The sequence below is a fragment of the Psychromonas sp. Urea-02u-13 genome (assembly GCF_002835995.1).
GTDB lineage: Bacteria > Pseudomonadota > Gammaproteobacteria > Enterobacterales > Psychromonadaceae > Psychromonas.
The window spans coordinates 19540-43669 of sequence record NZ_PJBZ01000069.1; the positions used below are offsets into that span (position 1 = coordinate 19540).

Annotated in this window: 22 protein-coding genes; 15 read left to right on the forward strand and 7 right to left on the reverse strand. The window is 39.5% G+C overall.

What is annotated here, in order from left to right:
- The first annotated feature begins 1 nt into the window (after position 1).
- Positions 2–1363 carry an AAA family ATPase gene (locus CXF74_RS13200; RefSeq protein WP_101082931.1) on the forward strand — a complete coding sequence of 454 codons (1362 nt, stop codon included), beginning with the start codon at positions 2–4 and terminating at the stop codon, positions 1361–1363.
- Between the two features lie 98 nt (positions 1364–1461).
- Here the strand turns inward: CXF74_RS13200 and CXF74_RS13205 are convergent, their stop codons facing one another.
- On the reverse strand, positions 1462–2142 hold the full coding sequence (locus tag CXF74_RS13205; protein WP_101082933.1) for an rRNA large subunit pseudouridine synthase E: 681 nt from the start codon (positions 2140–2142) through the stop codon (positions 1462–1464).
- 494 nt (positions 2143–2636) lie between these two features.
- On the opposite strand from CXF74_RS13205, the gene CXF74_RS13210 reads away from it, so the two are divergent.
- The 13 genes from CXF74_RS13210 to CXF74_RS13270 all read left to right on the forward strand — a co-directional run bounded on the left by CXF74_RS13210 (position 2637) and on the right by CXF74_RS13270 (position 16734).
- A complete protein-coding gene (locus CXF74_RS13210; RefSeq protein WP_101082935.1) occupies positions 2637–4865 on the forward strand; it encodes an NADP-dependent isocitrate dehydrogenase in 2229 nt (742 codons plus the stop codon).
- 608 nt (positions 4866–5473) lie between these two features.
- Entirely contained in the window at positions 5474–6136 is a 663-nt protein-coding gene (locus tag CXF74_RS13215) for a response regulator transcription factor (RefSeq protein WP_101082937.1), read from the forward strand.
- Entirely contained in the window at positions 6136–7548 is a 1413-nt protein-coding gene (locus tag CXF74_RS13220) for a histidine kinase sensor domain-containing protein (protein WP_101082939.1), read from the forward strand. The genes CXF74_RS13215 and CXF74_RS13220 overlap by 1 nt, the downstream gene beginning before the upstream one ends.
- A 300-nt stretch (positions 7549–7848) precedes the next feature.
- Positions 7849–9990, forward strand: a complete 2142-nt coding sequence (locus CXF74_RS13225) for a TonB-dependent siderophore receptor (protein ID WP_101082941.1) — start codon at positions 7849–7851, stop codon at positions 9988–9990.
- Between the two features lie 94 nt (positions 9991–10084).
- Positions 10085–10828 (forward strand): PepSY-associated TM helix domain-containing protein, encoded by a 744-nt coding sequence (locus CXF74_RS13230; RefSeq protein ID WP_232772519.1) that lies wholly within the window; start codon positions 10085–10087, stop codon positions 10826–10828.
- Positions 10829–10846: 18 nt separating this feature from the next.
- On the forward strand, positions 10847–11371 hold the full coding sequence (locus tag CXF74_RS13235; protein WP_101082943.1) for a DUF2271 domain-containing protein: 525 nt from the start codon (positions 10847–10849) through the stop codon (positions 11369–11371).
- A 66-nt stretch (positions 11372–11437) separates the two neighbouring features.
- Positions 11438–12271, forward strand: coding sequence for a DUF4198 domain-containing protein (locus tag CXF74_RS13240; protein WP_101082945.1), 834 nt, complete (start codon positions 11438–11440; stop codon positions 12269–12271).
- 11 nt (positions 12272–12282) lie between these two features.
- Positions 12283–12606, forward strand: coding sequence for a hypothetical protein (locus CXF74_RS13245; RefSeq protein ID WP_101082946.1), 324 nt, complete (start codon positions 12283–12285; stop codon positions 12604–12606).
- A complete protein-coding gene (locus CXF74_RS13250) occupies positions 12603–13208 on the forward strand; it encodes a DUF6162 family protein (RefSeq protein WP_101082949.1) in 606 nt (201 codons plus the stop codon). The genes CXF74_RS13245 and CXF74_RS13250 overlap by 4 nt, the downstream gene beginning before the upstream one ends.
- 73 nt (positions 13209–13281) lie before the next feature.
- Positions 13282–14184: a metal ABC transporter solute-binding protein, Zn/Mn family gene (locus CXF74_RS13255; protein ID WP_101083090.1), complete on the forward strand. Its 903-nt coding sequence runs from the start codon at positions 13282–13284 to the stop codon at positions 14182–14184.
- A complete protein-coding gene (locus CXF74_RS13260; protein ID WP_101082951.1) occupies positions 14184–14939 on the forward strand; it encodes a metal ABC transporter ATP-binding protein in 756 nt (251 codons plus the stop codon). Before CXF74_RS13255 ends, CXF74_RS13260 begins: the two co-directional genes overlap by 1 nt.
- Entirely contained in the window at positions 14939–15814 is an 876-nt protein-coding gene (locus tag CXF74_RS13265; protein ID WP_101082954.1) for a metal ABC transporter permease, read from the forward strand. Before CXF74_RS13260 ends, CXF74_RS13265 begins: the two co-directional genes overlap by 1 nt.
- Before the next feature lie 2 nt (positions 15815–15816).
- Positions 15817–16734: an ABC transporter substrate-binding protein gene (locus CXF74_RS13270; RefSeq protein WP_232772520.1), complete on the forward strand. Its 918-nt coding sequence runs from the start codon at positions 15817–15819 to the stop codon at positions 16732–16734.
- Between the two features lie 62 nt (positions 16735–16796).
- On the opposite strand, the gene traF is transcribed toward CXF74_RS13270, so the two are convergent.
- The 3 genes from traF to CXF74_RS13285 all read right to left on the reverse strand — a co-directional run bounded on the left by traF (position 16797) and on the right by CXF74_RS13285 (position 20163).
- Entirely contained in the window at positions 16797–17975 is a 1179-nt protein-coding gene (gene traF / locus CXF74_RS13275; RefSeq protein WP_101082956.1) for a conjugal transfer protein TraF, read from the reverse strand.
- 11 nt (positions 17976–17986) lie between these two features.
- A complete protein-coding gene (locus CXF74_RS13280) occupies positions 17987–19060 on the reverse strand; it encodes a hypothetical protein (protein ID WP_101082958.1) in 1074 nt (357 codons plus the stop codon).
- A gap of 209 nt (positions 19061–19269) precedes the next feature.
- Positions 19270–20163 (reverse strand): LysR family transcriptional regulator, encoded by an 894-nt coding sequence (locus CXF74_RS13285; RefSeq protein ID WP_101082960.1) that lies wholly within the window; start codon positions 20161–20163, stop codon positions 19270–19272.
- 141 nt (positions 20164–20304) lie between these two features.
- Here CXF74_RS13285 and CXF74_RS13290 point away from each other — a divergent pair, with 141 nt between their 5' ends.
- Positions 20305–21354, forward strand: coding sequence for an MBL fold metallo-hydrolase (locus tag CXF74_RS13290; RefSeq protein WP_157822403.1), 1050 nt, complete (start codon positions 20305–20307; stop codon positions 21352–21354).
- 139 nt (positions 21355–21493) lie between these two features.
- Here the strand turns inward: CXF74_RS13290 and CXF74_RS13295 are convergent, their stop codons facing one another.
- From CXF74_RS13295 to CXF74_RS13305, 3 genes are all read right to left on the reverse strand, one after another.
- Positions 21494–22390, reverse strand: a complete 897-nt coding sequence (locus CXF74_RS13295) for a DMT family transporter (RefSeq protein ID WP_101082964.1) — start codon at positions 22388–22390, stop codon at positions 21494–21496.
- Between the two features lie 485 nt (positions 22391–22875).
- Positions 22876–23556, reverse strand: coding sequence for a DUF3334 family protein (locus CXF74_RS13300; protein ID WP_101082966.1), 681 nt, complete (start codon positions 23554–23556; stop codon positions 22876–22878).
- A 113-nt stretch (positions 23557–23669) separates the two neighbouring features.
- A complete protein-coding gene (locus CXF74_RS13305) occupies positions 23670–24095 on the reverse strand; it encodes a hypothetical protein (RefSeq protein WP_101082968.1) in 426 nt (141 codons plus the stop codon).
- Positions 24096–24130 lie beyond the last annotated feature (35 nt).

Genomic DNA, 24130 nt, shown 5'->3' on the forward strand with positions numbered 1-24130 from the left:
TATGAAAATACATATTCAAATTCACAATGTTCAGCACATTAAAGAATTAAAATTCTCAGCTGATTTATCTGATAGTAAATTAATTTGTATCGTTGGTAAAAACGGTGTTGGAAAAACAACACTGATTAGATCAATTAAAAATATTCAATCAACTGATACATTTCAAAAAACGGCATCACCGTACATATTTAATGAAAATAGCCAAATTAGTTACTCTATAGATGAAGAGGTATACGATTTCACGTACAACTCCAAACTAAGAATGATTGACTCGAAAGCTATCGTTCCAAAACATATTAAGGATAATATTTTTGTTGAGCTGCCAATGCCTCATGGGAATAGGTTTACCCACTTTCAAAAATTAGGTGATGTAGACGCTGAATTACGAAAAAGTATACCGTTGAAAGATTATTCAGAACCTCATGAATTAATATCTTTCTTAGCAAGTATTTACGGGCATTCGAAGTTTTCTCAATTAAAAGAAGTGACAATAAAAGGGAAAAAGTATTATTTTGTATTGAAAGAAAATGACTTTTACATCAGAGAAGACTATTTAAGCTCGGGCGAGTATTTTGTAATTAATTTATATAAAATGATTCAAAGCAAATGCAAATGCATTGTGATTGATGAAATAGACATTTCTTTAGACTCATCAGCGCAAGTCAACTTGGTGAATGAGTTACGAAGACTTTGCCAACAATATGAAATTAGTATTATTTTTACAACACATTCTCTGGCGTTAATGAAGACTCTTGAAAGTGAAGAATTACATTACATGGAAGCTGATAACAACGTTATTAGTTTAACCAATAAGTCATATCATTATGTTAAAAGTGTACTATTCGGCTTCCACGGTTGGGATAAATACATTCTCACAGAAGATAAAGTATTAGAACAATATCTATTGTACATATTGCCCAGCCAAGACATTACACCTTATAAATACAAAGTTATTTATGTTGGAGGTGGAACTCAGGTCGTTAGTTTAATGGAGAGGAATAGCGACAATAATTTTTTAGCAACTGAGTCTAACGTTATATGTGTTTTAGATGGTGATCAGAGAAATGAAAGGTATTGCCGACACAATGATAAAGTATTATTCATTCCGTTTGAAAGTATAGAGAAAGACTTATACCAGCTATATTGTGAGGGAGATACACGCATACCTAAGGTTGAAATTGAAGAGCGTTGTGTTGCCAAAGATAAAAAATTATTTGAGTTACTGACGTACGTAAAAAGAACCTCTCAATTTACCACTGAGATATTGATGCCAGAAAGTGAAGTTTTTGATTATTTACGTTCAAAGAAAACAGAGCAAGTAGCGACCCTAACAACTCAATTACTTACTTTTCTTGAAAGTTAATATTAAAACTTAAAAGGGTTTTAATATTATGTAAAAATACAGGCAGAATCGTTTTTACTGAAAGCTGACAGCTAAAAACTGTCAGCTTATCTCAAGCTTTAAAGCTCTTTATATTTCCCGTTTTCAATACCATCAAGCGTCCATTCACCAATCGAATAACGAACCAATCGTAATGTCGGAAAACCAATATGAGCCGTCATGCGTCTTACTTGACGGTTACGACCTTCATTGATGGTGATAGCGAGCCAAGTCGTGGGAATATTCGCACGTTCACGAATAGGGGGGAAGCGTTCCCATACTTTGGGTTTATCCATCACTTTTACTTTTGCAGGTAACGTCATGCCATCTTTTAATTCTACACCGTTACGTAATTGCTCAAGGTCAGCATCTGTGGGTGCGCCTTCGACTTGTGCCCAGTAGGTTTTATCTGTTTTTTCGCCAGGTTGGGTTATTTTTGCTTGTAAAATACCGTCATTAGTTAGCAGCAATAATCCTTCACTGTCTCTGTCTAAACGGCCTGCAGCATAAACGCCGGGGATATTAATATAATCTTTTAAGGTTAAGCGATCACCTTCATCGGTGAATTGGCTTAATACGTCAAAAGGTTTGTTAAATAAAACCACTTTTTGCTGTGAAGCGGGTAAACGTTTTTTGGCTGCATAGGTTTTATGTGCCGGTTTTTTAACCGTAAAATAGCTTGAGCTTTTAGTCTTTGAACTGCCTGACTTTGAGGCTGTATTAGATTTTTTATTACTTTTTTTAAATGAAGATTGAGTCACGTGAACGCCTTAAAGCAGACAAAAAGAAGAGTGTAACAGAACTATGAAAATACCGGTTATCATTCAATGCCGATGAGTGAATAATTTAAGGCAAAAAAGGTGTTTTTTGTGCCTTGGTGGTTAATTACTTTTGAACTTATTTAAGCGCTACAGAGTCTATCTGCTGAACGTTATAATGCATTTACGTGGGGGCTTTTCTGATCATGCTTACTGTCGTTTGCTTGCTGAATTGTCAGATAAAGTGATGTGCTTTCGTTAATACCCGTCTTTTATATGTATTAGCCCTTATCTTATTGAGCGAATAAGTGGCTGAATAACGTACTGTAATTAATGGCGGGTAATAAGCGTAGATCACAATTTCACAAAACGTCTCGCATATATTGGGTTAGCAATCGAGCGAAAGTAGACTATTTATTAGTTTTCGCTATGATATGCGAATAATTTATTACGATGTAACAAATTCATAACATTACCATTTTTTTAAAGGAAATAAGATGACCGATAAAACAGCGAAAATTATCTACACTTTAACGGATGAAGCACCAGCACTAGCAACACACTCTCTACTGCCTATTGTTAATGCATTCACTAAAGCAGCTCACATTGCTGTTGAAACGCGTGATATCTCAGTTGCTGCTCGTATTATTTCTCATTTTTCTGATTGTTTAACTGCTGAACAGCAATTACCAGACTCACTAGCTGAACTAGGCGAGCTTGCTAAAACACCAGAAGCTAACATCATTAAACTTCCAAACGTAAGTGCTTCTATCCCACAGCTACAAGCTGCGATTAAAGAGCTTCAATCACACGGTTACGCATTACCAGACTTCCCTGAGGTACCTGCAAATGCAGCTGAAGAAGAGACAAAAGAGCGTTACTCTCGTGTTTTAGGTTCAGCTGTAAACCCTGTATTACGTGAAGGTAACTCAGACCGTCGTGTTGCAGATGCTGTTAAACAGTATGCACAAGATAACCCGCACCGTATGGGCGCTTGGTCTAAAGACTCTAAATCACACGTTGCGAACATGACTGACGGTGATTTCTACAGCTCTGAGCAATCAGTGGTTGTTGCACAAGATGACGATATTAAAATCGAATTCACTAATGCTGCTGGCGAAACATCAGTATTAAAAGCGTCTACTCCAGTATTAAAAGACGAGCTAATCGATTCATCTCGCATGAGTGCACTGGCGCTACGCACCTACTTTGAAAAAGAGATGACTGAAGCGTTCGATAACAACATCATGCTTTCTTTACACCTTAAAGCAACGATGATGAAAGTGTCTGACCCAATTATGTTTGGTCACGCTGTTACTGTTTATTACAAAGACGTATTTGCTAAGCACGCTGGCTTGTTTAAAGAAATCGGTGTTGACGAACGTAACGGTCTAGGTGATGTTTACGCTAAAATCGCAAACCTTGATGCTGCTAAAAAAGCAGAAGTTGAAGCTGACATTCAAGCGGTTTACGCAACACGCCCAAGCCTTGCAATGGTTGACTCTGATAAAGGCATCACTAACCTACACGTACCAAGTGACGTTATCATCGATGCTTCTATGCCTGCGATGGTTCGTTCAAGCGGTTGCATGTGGAACGCTGAAGGCAAGTTAGAAGATACTAAAGCACTGATTCCTGATCGTTGTTACTCAGGTATCTACGAAGAAACAATTAAATTCTGTCGTGAAAATGGCGCATTCAACCCAGCAACTATGGGTAACGTATCTAACGTTGGCCTAATGGCACAAAAAGCGGAAGAATACGGTTCACACGATAAAACATTCCAAATCAAAGAGTCTGGTACGGTTAAAGTTATTAACCAAGCTGGCGACGTATTAATGTCGCATGATGTTGAGCAAGGCGATATCTGGCGCATGTGCCAAGCGAAAGACATTCCTGTTCGCGATTGGGTACGTTTAGCTGTAAGCCGTGCACAAGCAACTGGCCAACCAGCAATTTTCTGGTTAGACGAAGCACGTGCACACGATAGAAACCTTATCGTAAAAGTAAATACTTACCTAAAAGACCACAATACGGACGGCCTAGATATTCAAATTATGTCACCTATTGAAGCGACTAAATTCTCGCTGAAACGTGTTCTTGCTGGTGAAAACACAATTTCTGTAACAGGTAACGTGTTACGTGATTACCTAACAGATTTGTTCCCAATTTTAGAATTAGGCACAAGTGCTAAAATGCTTTCTATCGTACCGCTTCTTGCGGGTGGTGGTCTGTTTGAAACAGGCGCTGGTGGTTCTGCTCCGAAACACGTTCAACAGTTTGTTGAAGAAAACCACTTACGTTGGGATTCTTTAGGTGAGTTTTTAGCATTAGCTGTATCGATTGAAGATATCGCTGCTAAAACAAACAATGCACAAGCGGTTGTATTAGCTGCGGCACTACATGAAGCAAACGGTAAGTTCCTTAAAGAAGATAAATCACCATCTCGTAAAGTGAATGAACTTGATAACCGTGGTAGCCACTTCTACCTAGCTATGTACTGGGCTGAAGCATTAGCTGCACAAACAACGGATGCTGCACTTCAAGCACAGTTTGCACCACTTGCTAAAGTATTAACTGATAATGAAGCGACAATTGTTGCTGAGTTAAACAGTGCGCAAGGTGTTGCTGTAGATCTAGGCGGTTACTTCCAAACTGACCAAGACAAAGTAGCTAAAGCAATGCGTCCAAGTAAAACACTGAATGAAGCATTAGCTAACATTTAAGTTTTACTCTGACATAAATAATAAAAAGGCGCTTAGGCGCCTTTTTTTATGGCTAAATTTTATGCTTGTAGAAAAATGAAGGAAGATAACTTGCGGATGTGAAACTTTAGTTTCGCTTGGTGAGTGGATTGGCCACTCTGCGCAGCTAAAGCAGCACTTCCTAGGTCAAAAGCTACAACCAACGGATTTACCACCGAGTCGCTTCGTTACACAGAGAGCACGAAGAAAACATTAAAAACTATTTAGGTTTGTTTTTTGGTTTTCTTCCAAAACTTCGTGCCTTCGTGGTTAATCGCTTTTGATTTTGATTTAGGCTCTTGAACTGACTCACAGCTAAAAAGTGACAACTACTTAAAGAAACCACGAAGCCGCTGTCGCTACACAGAGAACACGAATAAAAGATTAAAACAGCTTAAAGTTAAGTTTTGATTTTACCTTACCTTCGTGCTCTTCGTGCCTTCGTGGTTAATCGCTTTTGATTTTTAGATTTTGACCTTACTGAAAGCTAACAGCTAATAGCTTACAGCTAACTTTTCCTACCTAATTGTTGATATACACACTCTTGTTAAGTAGAATGCGAATCATTTTTATTTGCATTGGTGGTGTTTGTGTCGCATATCTTAGTCGTTGATGATGATTTACAACTTTGTGAATTATTAACTGAGGTCCTTCAAGAGGAAGGTTACCAAGTACATTGTGTCAATGATGGTGAAAGCGCCTTAAATTATATGCAAACACTGCGCGTTGATTTGGTGTTATTAGATGTCATGCTGCCACATATTGATGGTTTACAAGTGGCACGCCGTATTTGCCAACGCTTTGCCACGCCTATCTTGATGCTCACGGCCTTAGGCGGTGAAAAATCGATGTTGGAAGGTTTACAAGCAGGGGCGGATCAATACCTAGTGAAACCCTTTGCGGTCACTGAGCTCTTTGCACGTATTACTTCCTTATTACGCCGTGTGGCTTTAGAAAAACAGCGTTTTACATTACGGGATTGTAGTGACTCTTTTTCGATTAAATTCTCAGGATTACCGCTCACTGAAACTGAAAAACAATTGATGCAATTTCTCATAAAAAGAGATGGAGAAACGGTGTCTAAAGCGACCTTACAAAAAGAGGTGCTTAAAAAAGACATCTCGGCGTTTGATCGTAATTTAGACATGCATATCAGTAATATCAGACGAAAAATGCTGCACGCAGGTCTGTCTAAATTGCATATAAAAACGGTGCATGGCAAAGGTTATTTGTTTTCGGAAAATGTGAGCTAATGTTTTTAAAATTAGAATTGTTATTTAAATTCCGTGGTCAATCGAGAAGTATTGCCCCGCGTCTTTTTACTTATCTAGGTGCAGTTTTATTACTGATTCTACTGCTCGAAAGTTTAGCTGAAATGGCGCTCGCCCGCGCGATATTATATATCCCCGGTCAAATTCAGGAAGAGATGTTAGAGCTTGCCTACCAAGCGGAAGTTTTGATTGAAGAGGGCGATCTCGATGAAGTGAGTGATTGGGAGCGCGGACAAAAATATTACCTGTTTATTCTTGATGAACGTAATCATGTGCTTAGCGATCGCGATATCCACCCACATTTTGTTTTTAAACTGGCCTATCAGCGTGATCTTCATGAACGAATGGAATCGCAGGTCAGAAAACCTATTATTGTCTTACCCTTAAAAACAGGGCATTTCTTAGCGATTCAGTTACCCAGTGAAGTGCATCCGGCACGCTATTTTTCCTTGTATTCTGCGATCATGAAAGTATGCATTGCGATAATTATTTTAATGCTCTTCTCCATATTGTTAGCACGTTATTTACAATTACCCTTGAACCAACTTAAAGAAGCTAGCCACCGTTTAGCTGCCGGCGATTTTAATGTGCGTGTGAGTGAACAAGTCGGGGAAAGTGTCAGTGAGTTTTCCGATTTAGCGAAAGACTTTGACCATATGGCCAAACGTATTGAGTCACTTTCGAATAAACAGGAACGCCTTATTCGTGATGTTTCCCATGAGTTACGCACACCATTAGCACGGCATAATTTAGCGTTACATTTGTTACGTAAAAGAGTGCCTGCTGAAAGCCAATCGTTGCTGGATAAGTTAGAGCGAGAGTCCGATGAAATGAATAATTTGGTCGGTGAAATTTTAGAATTTAGCCGTTTAGGCAGTGCCTGTTGTACTACTAACTTAGTGCCTATCGATCTTAATGCATTTTGTAAGCAACGCTCACTTGAACATAAAACCTTACTGGGTAAGGAGCAGAACTTATGCTGCGCGCTCGCCAGTGAGCCGGTATGGGTGAAGGCGGATCAACGTTTGCTGGCACGTGTGGTGAACAATTTGATTGTGAATGCGAGTAAATATGCGGGGCAGTTTGCCACTATCGACATCAGTATTCTTAAACCTAATACCGTTGCTGATAACTCACAGGATAATTTTATTACTTTGCTCATTAGCGATAATGGTCAAGGTGTTGCTGAGCAATATTTACAAGATATGTTTACGCCTTTTACACGCATTGAAGATGCACGTGATAAGCAGTCCGGTGGTTATGGTCTAGGCCTTGCCATTGTTAAAGAGTCGATGTTAGCCATGCAAGGTAAGGTCAGTGCTAAGAATGGCTTATTAGGCGGCTTGATTGTGACCCTGTCATTAGTGCAAATACAAGCCGATGAAGCAGGTTAATCATTACCTGCTTGGTATCTCGTTCAGATTATTCAATCGCTTCATTTTATTAAAATAGTCATTTCTGGCTTTCTTGTTTTTCTTCATTTCCTTTATTTTACACGCCCTCAAATGTAAAGAATGTAAAGTAGTTAATAATGATAATTATTCTCATGTACATTCACCTCGATTTCACGAATACGATAGTTTCTCATTAGAAGAAACATTGTTGCTCGTGACTAAAAATAAAACAAAAACTAAAAAAACTAAAGAAACTAAAACTATAAATACTATCAAAATGACTAGTGGAGATAACGGAATATGTTTAAAAAGAATCAGCTCGCTTTATTAATCGGGGCAACACTTGCTTCACCGATGGCTTATGTAAATGCACAAGACGTTGCAGTAAACGCAACGGAAGTGGATGAAAGCATGGTAGTAACGGGTAAAAACTCAAGTTACAAAGCAGATAGCAATACTGGCTCAATGCGCATGGAAATGACGCAGTTAGAAACGCCAGGGCAAGTTACTGTGATTGATGAGCAACTTATCAATGAGCAACGTGCGAGCACACTAGGCCAAGTGTTAAAAAATGATTCAAGCATATCGGCACAGGGCAATAGCCGTAACCGTGAACGTTTCACACTACGTGGTTTTGAGTTAGGCAGCAGCAGTGGTTTCTTACGTGACGGTAAACAGCATTGGTCACATTACCGTCAGCCTATCGAGCTGTTAGAGTCGGTTGAAGTATTAAAAGGCCCTGCAGGTCTGTTATACGGAAAATCAGCACCCGGTGGTTTGATCAACATGGTGAGCAAAAAGCCCACTGCTGAAACACAAATGGAATTCAGCCAAGATATTGGCAGTAATAATGAAACACGTAGCACATTAGATATCAGTGGTTCGTTGAATGAATCACAATCACTACGTAGCCGTTTAGTATTGTCAAAACAAGATTCAGAGTCTTCACGTTCATACAGTGACGGTTCATCACCAAAAACAGATCGTTTTGTGGGTGGTTTGTTTGTTGATTACGACTTAACTGACGACATCATGTTATCGGTTCATTACGATAAAACAATTGATGACAGTAGTGTTGATTCAGGCGCTTACATCAAAGGTGGCGATGTTGTTTTAGGTGATGATTACATTTGGGATGCACAGTGGTCAAACATCAAAAATGAAGTTGAAAATATTGGTTTTGATGTCGCTGCCGACTTATCAACGAATTGGTCACTTAACTTTAGTTTTAATCATCAAGACTTTAAACGCCACGATGTTGAAAGTTACCCGAAAGAAGAAAGTTACGATGCAGCGACAGGTACTTACCAACACAGTGGTAACGATCGTAGCGATCACTGGGTATTCCAAACCGCTAATATCGATTTAATCGGTGAGTTTGAAACGGCTGGGTTAGATCATCAACTGTTAATCGGTACTAACTGGTTAGGCTATAGCTACGACATGCTAAGGTATTCATTTAATCCAATCTCTACAACAGTAGAGCAACCTACGGCTTCGCCTGAAATAAATACAGCTAAAGACCCACGTATTTATAAATCTGAGTCAGATTCTTTTGGCTTATATATCCAAGATATGTTGACTATTAATGATCAGTGGCAAGTACTTGCTGGTCTTCGATACGATCAAAACATCTCTCGTGGTCAGAACGGTGAAGAAGATTACAAAGAAGATGCAATCGTGCCTAAAATGGCTGTGATTTATCATCCAGCTAGCAACGGCTCTATCTATGTGACTTATTCTGAAAGCTTTGAGCCTCAAGGCAAAGTTACGAATGATAAAGCGAATAACTTTGATGAAAAGCTTGACCCTAAATTAGGTCGCTTATATGAGCTAGGCAGTAAATGGGAGCTGTTTGACGAGAAATTATTTGCTTCTGGTGCGATATTTGAAATCACTCAAGAAAACTCATTAATTACTAAAGATCTTGGCAATGACATGGTTGAAGTGACACAAGCGGGTGAACGTGTTCACCGTGGTGCTGAACTTGCACTGCAAGGTTACTTAACTGAAAGCTTATCGTTAAGTGGTAGTGGTACGTACCTTGATGCTGAATACACTAAAGATGAAAATTACCAAGGCAACCGCCCTGCGGATGTGCCTGAGTTCTCTGCAAGTATTTGGTCTCGCTACGAATTCGCTAATAATACTGATGTTAACTTAGGTGCTATTTACGTTGGCTCTCGTTTTGGTGATAACGCAAATACCTTCAAGAAAGATGCTTACACACGTTTCGATCTAGGTGTTGCGCATACTTTACAATACGATCAAAACCTTGAGTTTACAGTTCGTCTAAACGTTGAAAACGTATTTGATACGGGTTATTACGCGGGTGGCGGTTCAACGGGTCGTGGTGATGGTGGTTACGCGAAAAATGGCGCACAAAACGTCGTACTAGGTGAAGGCCGTAACTTTATGGCAACGTTCCAAGTTCGTTACTAAGCACTTTGTAAGCTGATAGGCGTCGCAATTTAAGCTTAGCCCTCAGCAGTTACATATTATAAATGTCACTCACATAATCAAAGATCCCACCTCGGTGGGATCTTCTTTTCGTAAAGAATGTAAAGTTTGTTTTGTTGAAAATGAGAATCAGTTAGATTTGTGTTTTTACACTAACAGTCACTTTAAAACCATGTTTAAAACTACCAATACGTCACTCAAAAACAAGAAAGTACAGCTTTGGGCGCGACGTTTACATATCTATATTTCGATGAGTTTATTACTGATTGTCTTATTTTTCTCCATCACAGGCATCACCTTAAATCGTCCACATTTGTTTGTGAAAGAACAAGCGAATATCGAACAAAGCACATTGCACTTACCTGAACATCTTTTTAGCTCAAGTCAGGGAAAATTTAGCCCCGATAAAACGGTGTTATTAGCGTACTTAAATGACCAAGGCAATTTGTCGGGCACACCTTCTGCAATAGAGCTATTTACCGAAGTAGAAGACGGGCAATTAATCGAGGGAGAAATCTCGCTAGATTACAAAGGGCCCGGTTACAGCAGCAGTGTGTTTATCGATATGTTGAGCCAAGAAGCCAGTATCGAAACCACCCATTACGGTTTAGTCGCGGTATTAAACGATCTTCATAAAGGGCGTAACAGCGGTGAAGTGTGGCGTTGGTTTATCGATATCAGCGCATTCTTGATGGTGTTATTTGTATTAACCGGCGTGTGTTTATTAGTACCTAAGAAAAAGACCTTTAACTTAGCGATGAAATGGACCGCTTTCGGGTCTTTAGTGAGCCTCGCCATTTACCTGTTTGCTGTTCCATAACCTAACGAGAAATTGATCATGAAAAAATTAAGTCTAGTACTTTTCTGCCTGTGTTTTGCATTACCCACTACGGCAAAAATACTAAGTGCAAAAAGTATTCCTGCTAATGCAAAAATGGATGTTGAATTAATTATTCCAACCATTGAAACCAGTATTTATGCACGTCCGTATGTTGCAGTTTGGATTGAAGACGCACAGCGCAAACCGGTGCGCACGTTACAGCTTTGGGTCGGTAAAGACGAATGGCTTAAAGATATACGCAGCTGGTGGCGCAAAGTAGGGCGCTACGATCGTGTGTTAGTCGATGCTGTGACTTCTGCGACGCGACCTGCCGGTAAATACCGCTTTAGTTGGGATGGCCTTGATCACGACGGGCATCGTGTTGAACAAGGTGATTACACCTTTTATGTCGAAGTAGTACGCGAACATGGTGGACGTAACTACTTACGCCAAAAACTAACCTTAGCAGAAGAAAGTTTTACTCATGAGTTGGCTGCCACGGAAGAGACAGGCGTTATTAGACTTCAATATCACAGTAAATAGTTATTCATAAACACTAAAAATTATTACTCAAAATACCTTTAATCATTTTAAAACGGAAAATTAAACATGTTAAATAAAAAGTTAAAAGCCCTTGGCTTAGCTTGTTCAGTATTATCGGGTGTTGCGCTAAGCTGTGTTGCTAATGCACATCCTCGTTGGGTTTTACCGTCACACTTTACCGTATCAAAAGAAGGTGGCGATTGGTTAACCTTTGATGTTACTGCCTCTCACGGTACGTTTGTATTTGATAAACCCGCGGGTAGTCAAAATGCATCTATCACTATGCCAGATGGGCGCAGTGAGCGACCTAATTTCACGCTTACGGGTAAACGTCGTTCGGTATTTGACTTCTTTTTCTCTGAGGAAGGCACCCATAAAGTAAAAATTAATAACCAGCCAAGTTATTACACACAATATAAAGCGGGTAAACGCGACACTGAAAAATGGGTACGTGCTAACAAAGTTGAGCGCGCCAGTGTATTACCTAAGCAAGCGCGTGACGTGGTGACTGTGGTGGGCTATACAAGAGCAGAAAGCTACGTAACGGTAGGCAAGCCAAATGAAAAAGCCTTTGAATTAGAAAATAAGTACTTAGAGTTAAAACCCATTACCCATCCGTCAGATATTGTTGCCGGTGAGCCAGTACGTTTACAATTTTATTTTAATGGTAAAGCACAACAAGGCGTAACAGCAGAAATTACACGTGAAGGGACGTTATACCGTAACCACCAAGAGCAGATCGATGTGGTGAGTGATGAAAAAGGTTTTATGGAGTTTACGCCTGAAATCGCGGGGCGTTATATCATGAAAGCAAGTTATAAAGGTGAGTTGGAAGATAAAACCTTAGCGGATGAAATGAAAGCAAACGTACATTTCACTTTTGAAACGCTACTGCCTTAATGGGGATGTTTATGAGCAATATAAATTCAGTAAAGACGTTGTGTTTTACCTCTTTACTGGTTTTTAGTGGCAGTGCTTTTGCGCACTTTCCATTAATGCACTGCTGGTTTGAAAGTAGCGATATTTCATGTGAAGCGGGTTATAGCGATGGCAGCAAAGCGATCGATTATGAGGTTAAGTTATACGATTACGACGATAATTTACTGGCTAAAAAAAGCACCGATAAACGCTCTATTGCTACCTTTGTAAAACCCGATGCTGACTTTTATCTGGTGTTTGATTCTGGTCATGAAAATCCGGTTGAAGTTGATGTGGTAGAGATCCCTGATAAATGAATACACAAACAGTCCGTTGTGAAGATGGTGGTAAAGAGGGCACGTGGATCGCGTGCTTGATCACCCTTATTCTTTTTGTTGGTTGGGTATTATTACCTTATAACCAGGCTTTTCATGAACAGAGTGCGTTAGTAGAAAGCCAAGTATCGATAAAAACATTAGCGCCGAAACAATTAACCATGGTGGCTGATTTACGTCTGGCACATGAAGAAATACGTAACATTTATCTTGATACGGATCAGTGGGCAACCGTGGAGCAGTTACAGCAGACTTGGCTTGCGCCTTTTGTGCAAGACAAAAGCTGGATTCATCAAGGTCGACACCAATGGACACAAGTAGCAAAAGGGATTTATCAAGGTGTGCCGGCAATAAAGGCATCGCAACAAGGTGATATTAACGGTCGTTTTTTGTTGGTCAGTCGCGCGCAAGAGATTGTGCTTTGGCTAGATACAAAAGGCAGTGCTTCATTGTTGATATCCGATGTGATGGGCAATGCGATACCCGATGCGATAGCTGAAAACGAAACAAGGTTGAATCAGACCTTGATTGACTCTGGCTGGCGACAGGTTGTTTTTCAAAACGATGAAAAACATCAGCATTAGATTTCACGCTTATCTTTTTGAAAGCAAAGATAAGCGTCAAAGCACCACAATTTTTATTAATGAGAATCCCTCTATGTTTAAAATCTTATCTTTAAGTTTCCTTCTACTGTTTAGCACTTTCTCCAGTGCCTCTGAAAAACTCACTATTGGTATTACCTTACAGCCCTATTTTAGTTACGTTAAAGCGGTGGTTGGCGACAAAGCGAACGTACTTGCATTAGTGGATGAAGGGTTTAATCCGCATAACTATCAACCGCAAGCTAATGACCTGCGTCGTTTAAAAAAGATGGATGTGATTGTCGTGAATGGTATTGGTCACGATGACTTTGCCTTAAAAGTAATAAAAGCCGCTGATCGCTCTGATTTAATCGTTATTAAAGCCAATAAGTCAGTGCCACTATTACCTGCAATGGGACAATCTGTGGGTGATGGCGCGGTGAATCCACATACTTTTGTTGGTGTTTCTACGACCATTCAAAAGGTCTACACCATTGCCACTGAGCTTTCCAAAATAGATCCGGCTAATGCAAAAACCTACCGTAAAAATGCACGTACTTATGCGCACATATTTAGGAAAATGAAACACCAAGCGATGTTAGAACTCGGTGAGCTTGATACGGCGGGCATGAAAGTCGCAACAACGCATAATGCCTATGGTTATATTCTGCAAGAATTTGGTGTCGAGGTAACTGCTGTGATTGAACCTGCGCATGGTGTTGAGCCGAGTGCAAGTCAGTTACAAGAAACGATTGAGAAGATTAGAGCCTCAAATATCGATGTGTTGTTTTACGAATTGAATATGCCTAATCGTTACGTCGATACCATTGAAAAAGCAACGGGTGTGCAACTGTATCGTTTTTCACATATGACACACGGCGCTTATGAAGCCGATAAAGTAGAAGTTGAGATGTCTGAGAATTTGAATACCTTAGTGCAAGCAATGAAATTTGTTGCCAGTAAAAGAGAGGCATTATAGTGGGCCCTGAAATAGAGATAAAAGGCGTTTCTTTACAGTATGCACAGCATATTATTTTAGAAAAAATAACACACCGTTTTGAAGCGGGTAAATGTCATGTTGTGATGGGACCTAATGGCGGGGGTAAAACCTCATTATTACGTTCTATTTTAGGCCTAACACCCTTTAAAGGTGAGATAAACATTAACTGGTTAGGTGATAAAGGACGTATTGGTTACGTACCACAAAAAGCGACTTTTGAGCCAAGTTTACCGCTGACAGTGATGGATTTCATTCTACTTAATCAAAGTCGTTTTCCGCTATTTTTCCGCGCTAATAAAAAACATCAGCAGGTCGCATTACAGCAGTTAGCGCGTGTTGGCATGGCTGATCGCGCGTTATTACGTATGGGGCAGTTATCGGGTGGTGAACAGCAACGGGTTTTATTTGCCCAAGCATTATTGGATGATCCGGATCTGTTGATTCTTGATGAGCCTACCACAGGTATGGATGACCAAGGTGTTCGTTATTTTGAATCGTTATTAACTGAATTAGTTAAAGAGAAAAAAACAGTGATTGCAGTGCATCATGACATTAGCGCCGTACGCCGTTTACAGGCACAAGTGCACGTTGTGAATCGCACTTTGTTAGACAGTGGCAGTGTCAGTGAAGTATTACAACCGGCTAAAATCGAGCAACTGTTTAATCATTATGGCAGTGCTAAACGCACCACCAATATGACCCCCGACACAAATAAAAAAGCAGAGGTCGCATAATGGAAACCTTACGTTTATGGGCAAGTTACGGCGCGGAAGCTGGTTGGTTAAGTGATAGTTTTTCTTATGCCTTTATGGTCAATGCATTAGTGGCTGCGCTTTTATTGGGGCCTTTGTTAGGCGGATTAGGCACCTTGGTGATTGCTAAGCGTTTAGCCTTTTTCTCTGAAGCAGTCGGTCATGCGGCTTTAACGGGCATTGCATTAGGTGTTTTGCTTGGCGAGCCTCCTGAGAATCCGATTATTGGCCTATTTTGTTTTTGTATGATTTTTGCGTTGTTATTACATTTTGTGCGTAACAGAACCGCGGTGCCTTACGATACCTTAGTCGGCGTATTCCTCGCTTTTGCATTAGCGGGGGGCGCTGCATTACTCATGTATGTAGCCCGTAAAATCAATATTCATATGTTAGAGAATGTGTTGTTTGGCTCTATTTTAACCATTACTGATTTTGACCTGTTAGTGCTTGCTGTTAGCTGTGGTTTGATTGTAGTGGTGTTGATTCCTACTTTTAATCGTATTTTGTTGAGCTCTATTAGCCCAGATATCGCGCGTGTGCGTGGTTACAATACCCATTTTTATGATTACCTGTTTGTGATGATGATAACCCTAGTCACCATTGCTGCCGTAAAAATTGTTGGCGCAGTGTTAGTCGGTGCATTGTTATTGATTCCCGGTGCAACGGCGCGTTTATTAACTAAAAGCATGGGCAGTTTTGTCTTACTTTCTTCATTTTTAGCAACACTAAGCTGCTTAATTGGCACGGTATTACCCATGGAATTAAAGCTACCGATTCCCTCTGGTGCTTCAATTATTATTGTCGCTGGCGTGTTCTTTTTATTCGCCACCATTTACCGTATTGTACGCAAAGGATAATGATGTTTTCACTTTCTAAATGTATCACTCAACCCAAAATGGCTAATGCTTTGACTCGCTGTTTGTTTGTCTTGTTAGCCGCTAGTTTATTGCCTAATACCTTATTAGCAAAAGATATTCTCACCTCAACGCCAGTGACTTATATGTTAGCAACACAGTTGATGGCGACCACCGACATTAGTACTGTTTACTTGCCACCTAAGCGTTACGGTATTGAACGCCAAGGCAACTGGTTTGCAGGCAAAGGTGAACAGCGTTTACTAACGGCGGGGTCAGAAGCGACCGTTGCTATTACTTTAGGTGCGTTATGGCCTCAAGATTCATTATTTGTATTTGCACGCCAGGGGAATATTAAACTGATTGAGGTTGATGCTTCACAATCGCTTTCGCCACGCGCTAAAAGCATCGCTACGGTAAAATATGAGTCTGGAAAACAGTCTTTATATGCCTGGTTAAATCCAAATAACCTCGGCACTATGGCGAGTATTGTCAGTGCCGATTTACAGCGAGTTTGGCCTAAACACGCTAAGACCATAGAAAAAAATCAACAAGTGTTAATGGTTAAACTTCGCCAATTGATTAATCAGCAACAGCAATTTCTATTGGATAAGCAAATAGATTCAGTGGTGTTGTTATCCGATCAGTTAGAAGACTTTGCCTCAGCTAATCAGTTATTTGTAGTGCATCGTTTAGTGAAAGCGCAGTTAGATTGGACTGAACAAGATAAAAAGTCGTTACAGTTGTTAGTGGAAGAGTCTCCCGATGTCTGGTTATTAACCACTAAAAAAGTGAGTAAACAGCTGCAGGTGTTATTGCCTAATTTTTCAAATATTTTAGTGATTGATAGCCTTGATAGATGGGGCCGTGCAGGTATTACAATTGAGCAACCCTTACTGCGCTGGGAATGTGAGTCGTATTAATTTTATGTAAATAAATGAGGGCCATAGTGACCCTCATTTATTTCCTATTTACTGCCTCGTTATTACCAAGCCATACCAAGTACTAAGGAATAACGTCTATCAGACTCATCACCATATTCAGGGCCAGTTTGCTCTTCATAGGTAGTTAAACCCAATCGAAAAACAGAGGCTGTAAAATCAATGCCTGCTGTTAAACCACCCTGATAAATACCGGTTGCGAGTTCCATTGATGACCAGTGGCTTTCATAAAGTAAACCAGATATACCAAGGCGTAGGCGTTTAAGAAAGTCACTATCGTCATAATCGCTATAACTGACATCATCATTGATGTCATCTAAGTTATAGATGCGATATTTATTAGCGTTAAACAGATCAACATAATCGACGGCAATACGTGTTCTTTTAAGAAAAGGAATAGTGGGTTCAATGGATGCGCCAATGTTGACTGTGGTAGGTTGTCCGCCGTAAGTATCGTTGAAGTCGACGCTACCGATATTCATGATACTTAACCCAAGTGCTGGTTTTAGATCGTTGTCAGTATAAAACTGATAAATAGCGCCTAAATCAATGGCAAAACCACTATTATCTTTTTCCATTTTATCACGTAGCTCATCACCTAAATCGTCACCACTTAGCAGATCTGCGGGTGATAACTTACCTTCAAAGGATTTTTGAGAGAGGAATTTTACACCAAGTCCAAGTTGTAAATCACCATTACCAACTTGTTCAAACGTGTGTGCATATGCCCCTGTTAATCCTCCGTAGGCACGACTTTGTACCTCTAAAATACCATCGAGACTATTGGCATGTGCGGTTAAGTTAATATCAGAGGCAGCCAGTAAACCGACACTCCATGCGTAGTTACCGTGGTTCTTGCTTATTGAACTGTAGTTGGCCACATCAACATGGGTACGCTGACCAGAATATTTCTCTAAGACATCAACAATTTGATCTTCATCATCACTATCGACAGCATCTACTAAGTCGCTGAATACATCACTTGCATTAGTGCTACCGGTTGCACTGAGACCCAATAGTTCTACGATCATACCGTGATCTGTCGGTAGGTTGGCGATACCTGCTGGGTTTGAAAAGAGAGAGCTACTGTAACCACCTGATGCTACGTTTGCGCCACCCATTCCCATAATTCTCATATCTTTATATAAATATGCAAGGTCTGATGCATAGGACAATGGCGCTAATGTAAACGTTGCGAGTGCTGGAATGATCCATTTATTCATTATATTGTTCCTTATTTTTTGTTCAAATAGTCAATAATATCATCCATCTCGAAACAGTCTGTACCGTCTGTTGGGCATCCGTCACTTTTTATTTCTAGTTTAAAGTCATCAATTGACTCCTGAATTTCACCATCTTCATCTTGCTCTGAGTTCTGGATCACTGCTTCAATACTATCAAAGCCACTATTTAATGAATCTAATAGATAATCTTGAATGTTAAGATCTTCAGCCTCTTGGCTAAGTGGACAGGTGTAACAACCATTCACTTCTGTATCATTACAAACGGCATAGTCAATTTGGCAATAGTTTTTTGTGAAAATAGTACTGCCTAATGTAGGTGATTCTAAAAAGTAGTCAGACTCACCGTCATAACTAATGGTTAAGTAGTTGTAGGTTTTTTCACTGCCATTACTGCCTGTAAAAGTAACGACTTCACTATTATCAACCGTGACACCACTTTCACATTGGTTATATGGCAGAGAAAAATTAACATCGTTTTTATGCTCATAACTATATTGAAGTGCACAACTAGAACGTAACATAGTCGGATCATCGCCATTTTCATTGTCAGCCCATGCTGCAACATTGCCCCCTGTCAGAGCGTCAATGGCCATTGTTGTTTTTAATACATCAATAAAACCAGTGATTAAACAAACTGTTTCCTGCGCTGATGTAGGATTTTCAATTGATTTACAACTGTTGTTATTTAGGTAGTCATTTAATGACGTGCGTGAAGTGTCTAAATCAGTCAATACTGAAGAGGTTGCTGACTGTGTTATTTCACTGACAAAGCTTTCAAAGGTGAGATCTTCTGTTGCGTTTTTATCTTCAATCATGGCACGCATAATCACAGGAAGTGGTAAACCTGACTTGCCCAAATAAGCACTGCTCAAATCCACTAAATATTCATTTTCTGGGTAGGTATCTTGGCAATTTTTATCAGCAAGGCGATTAATAGCGGATTCGAAATTACCATTATCTAAATCATTTTGAACGTAATAACGACAGACTTCACTCTCTGTATCATTACAACCATTAATGAATAAAGCGACAGGAAGTAGGGCGAGTAGGTGGACTGGTTTCATGGTAATTTCCTTATACGATGAGAGCTTACTGCTATGTTAAATCTGTCTATTACATTGATTTTTTAAAGTATAGAATAGCTCTAGGAAATTACCTGCTAAATGTCGGTCAAAAAAAGAGCTTTGTTACTTGCTCTGATAAGCGAAAAATAAACCCAAAGGATATTCATGATGTTATTTTATTGCTAATAACATGTCGAATAATCACTTCATTACTGAATCAATTTCTGCTCAAACACATCCACTAAGTTATCGATCATTTTTCGCAGTGCGATAGGCATATATTCGCGTGAACGATAGACCCCATAAATACCAATCGACTTCAGTTTATAATCACCTAGCACTTCAACTAACTCGCCACTTTCTAAATGCGGATGGGCAATATGCAAGGGTACTTGGCAGATTCCTGAGCCTCCGATAGCGGCTTTTAATAATAAACTCGACGAGTTTGCATTAAAGTTGCCATTGATCGGCACAGAGAAATGTTGATCTTCTTTATCAAAATTCCAGATGTTCGTACCAAAGTTTGCGTAAGCCATACAGTTATAATCTTTGAGATCTTCTGGTTGCTGGGGCGTGCCATGTAATTTTAAATATGCAGGGGATGCGCAGGTAACGGAATGACAAATACCAAATGGGCGCGCAATTAAAACCGGATCTAAAGTGTCGGTAATGCGGATCGCTAAATCAATTCTATTTTCGACTAAATCAATCAGCTGATTATTCACCGCGAGTTCAATCGATACCTCTGGGTATTGAACAAGGAATGCTTGTACAGCATCAGCAACAAAATTCTGCGCAGTAAAATAACAGCAGCCAATACGTATTGTGCCTTTTGGGACTCGATTTTTATCACTGCCAATCTCGGGTAACGCGTCGGCGATACTTAATAGCTGTTTGCAATACTGTAAGACTTCTTCCCCGGCGGGTGTTAGGCCTATTTTTCGTGTTGAACGATGTAATAACCTCGCATCGGCCCAGTTTTCCATTTCTGCTAAATAACGTGTCACCATTGAACGGGAGATATCTAATGTGTCTGCTGCTGCTGCCATGCTACCGCGTTCAACGATAGTGATGAATACTTTAGCCGAGGTGATCCTATCCATAATTGCTCCGATTTAAGAAATAATCTATCGACCATATTAGGGTTTATCGTTCGTTATATGCAACCTATTATTGATGCATCTATTAATAAGTCTGTGACTTTTTTTAAACCAAAATTAATTATTCACTTAAAAGGAAATCTAATGAAGAAAATGATCGGTACATTACTGGTGTTATGCACGATAGGCGCAAATGCACAAAGCACACAAAGAACTGCTAGCTATATGCCTGAGGGTGGTTATGCGAGCACCATTAAATCTGAATTCATTAAACCTTCGTTACAAAAGCAGTTACAAGTAGGCCAAAAAATTGAGCATTTAACTAAACGTAACTTTGCAGGTGAAACTACAGTACAGCGTTTAACTGAGCGTAGTTACTGGGTACAAACAGGTTTTTATAACACTGTGTTTTATGTGGGACATCAGGGCGTATTAGTGATGGACCCGATTGGTTACGGTAGTAGCGTTAGTGTCTTAAAAGCGATTCAGTCGATCACTGATAAACCTGTCACCGCGGTTATTTATTCTCACCATCATGAAGATCATATCGGTGATATCGGCCTCTACATCAAACAGGCAAAAAAAGCGTCTGTGAATTTACGTATTATTGCCACTTACGCAACCGCCGCTGCGATGCGCGCTGGAGGCAGCGAATTACCACAACCGACAGAGAAATTAAATTTTTTGTCAGACAGTACCACATTTGAAAATTTAACTATTAAGGTTGAAGGTTTTGCAACGGCCGCTCACAGTAGTGATGCCGCGGTGTGGTTATTAGAGCAGGAAAAAATTGCACATATTCCTGATTTATTAAACCCGAATCAACTGCCGTACCTTGGTTTTGGTGGTTCAGAAACCTATGTTGGTTACAAAGAAAACCTACAAGCATTAGATAAAATGCAATGGAAATACTTATCTGCGGGTCACGGTAATATTGGTAGCCATGGGGATGTGAAATTCATGCTGAACTATCTTGATGATTTAGAAAGTGCAATTCAGGCAGCTTCAAAAGCATCACCTTTTGAAGACTTCTTTATCGCTAAATTTAATAATCACCAGGCATCAGCACATGAGATGCAAGAATCTATTATTAACAAAACAATGGATTCATTACGTGGAAAGTATGGTGAGTTTTATGGTTTTGAAGCATCTGTGCCTTACCAAATCCGTATGGTATTAGATTCTTGGGGTTAATCTGGTTTTGTCCTGAACCGTTTGAATAACCTTGAATCTTAAAAAAGCCTGTCCCACTTTTATGGTGGTACAGGCTTTTTATGTTAACGACTAATGCTCTGGCTCATCTACTTAGGACTATCTACTCAGGCTCATCTACTTAGGCCCATCGGCGAGTTATTTTCTTAATCATGTCTTTTCCATCAAGCTGATAAATCGCTAATCCACTAATCACAAACATGGCCCCTATAATGACATTTTGACTGATAGGTTCATCATTAATCATTGCCCCTAAGCTAATGGCGGTGGTGGGCGTAATTAAGGTGATTAGAGCCACCGTGGTTGCGGGTAACTTTTGTAAGATAAAAAAGTAAGCCAGAAAACCAATTAACGAACCAAAGACACCTAAATAAATAATGGCGCTGATTGAACGTGTTGACCACTGTGCAATATTGAGTTGCCCATCCAATAATAACCAACTAAGAAAAAATAGCGGAACCGAAACGTATAAGGCGCCTAAGGTGGTGGCAAGCGGATGAATGTTGATCTGTACACTTTTTACTAATACCGCGCTTAGGCTAAAGAAAAACATCGCAAATAAAACAAATGCAATGCCCATCAACTCACTACTGCCGGTGCTAATGTTGTGCCAAGAAACAATGCCTAATCCCATCAATGCAACACTAAAAGCAAACCACCGTTGCACACTAAATTGTGGCTCGTTGAGTATCTTTTGTGCTAACAAACCAGAGACGATAGGCGAGAGTCCAAAAATCAATGACATTAGGCCTGAGCTAATATGACGTGATGCTAAATACCCCCAAATCATGCCACCAAACACACCAATAGTAGAATAGCCGTATAGCTTTATCGCTTGTTTATGTAACGGTAAACGAATACGCATAAACACCAAAAAGAGTGTGCCGATGAGTGTTGCTAGCAGCATACGCAAAAATACAGCCATCATGGGATTGACGGTTTCGCTACTCCATACAATGCCAAGCGGAGTCGTAGACCAAATTAGTACTACGGTTAAATAGGCAATAGGGATTTTCATCGGTAACTCCTGTTTCTCTTTTAATAAAAATAGCTTGTGTAATACCAATCAGAATAAATAGCTGATCTATTTTACTGGTTAAAATCACTTACTTCGTCGTTGAAAATTTCGCAAAGGGAACAACCATTTACGTCAACTTTCGCCTTAAATTAAGTGATTTTTCCTGCGTAAAATTTAGATCACATACTTAGTCCAATTGGTATAAATGTATTTTATTAAAAAATTTGCGTTAATCGGGAGCAGTTTTCAAAAGGGGGGATGGCTAGAAAGACAAAACCGCAGTGTGAAAACTACGGTTGGGTATTTATTGTTAGATAAACTTCGACCACAGTAAAACAGAACGTAGGGGGATACGTCGTGTTCGCTTACTGAGTGGTTTAAGTGAAATGTTCATCTAATTCTCATTTATAAAACAGTGATTTATCATACTGTTCTTAATTGATTAAAAAGTCAACGATGTATTTAAATAGCTATATAGGCGCTATTTAAATACCAAGCTCATCGAGTAAGTCTTGATCTATCATCGATTCAATTGGTGATAATTTTTCTTTTTTACTGGTGTTGTTTTTTTCCTGCTCAAGGATAGAGTCAGCATCAAACGCTTCACGTTCTTCAAAGTTAGGTAATTTAATGAATTCTGTTTTATCCATTGCTAACTCTAGGTAGAAAATATTATTTTTCTCTGTCATGAAGGTAACACGACGCGCTTGTGGGCGGTCTAAGTTAGTATCAATAGAAAGCATGACTTGCTTGTTGATAGTTAACATTTTTGGTTGGTTTTGAGTAATAGAGGTATGTAATTCATGACCTACTACGCTGGTGAAATCACCGACAATTTGGTTCATCAACTCACCCATTACATCACTGACTTCATCTGCTGTGTGTGATTTTGCTAATTCGTTTGCAGGAATGCCCATGTGTGTCATGTAGTTGGTATAAATTTCAACGGCTGATTCAGCACTAAAGTTGATAATGACAAGGCCTGAAAAACCACCATCAAAAAGTACAAAACAACCAATGTCTGGCTTCAGACATGTTTTGTTTATTTTTTGTACCATTGACGAATAGTTAATCGGACGATCACTTGCTTTGGTAAGCACGGATTTTATTGAATTACATAAAACCAATAGAATATCGTCGGTAGTAATTGTTTTACTTTTAGCCATGAGAGTCCCTTAAAGAATAAATATTATTATTTGTTTTCTTCAAGGGTAGATTAATCAGGCGATTCCGCCTACTTAGAGAGGCAACTTTTAGGTTATTTTTCTAAGTTTTGCGACTAAATGTTAATTATATTTTTAAAATGCTTCTTTTGGCTGATTAAAAAGTCTACATCTGGCGGGAAGTCTTTGTTTTTCTTTGCATGTTTCATCATATCAAAAATCGTAAATTCAGTTAATACGGCAAATTGGTAAGGCTGAAAATTTTCATTTGCTTGCATTGTAGGATCAAAATACTGATCACCAATTTTGAGGATCGCTTGGTCCAATAATGGGTCTTGGCAAACATAACCTAATACATAACGTTCGCCATGTTTATAAATGACATTCATGTAGCTGTTATAAAAGCTTTCGCCTGCTTTAGTGGTGCATTTTTCAAGCTTGTCTTGTGGCATTGCATTCACGGTAACAAATCGAATTTTCTCCGCTATAAAATTAAGATCGGTGAGTTGTTGATGGATCATCTCAATATTAAGTGTGTTCACGCTGGCGCCTCATTAGCAAAAAAAAGAGGAGTATA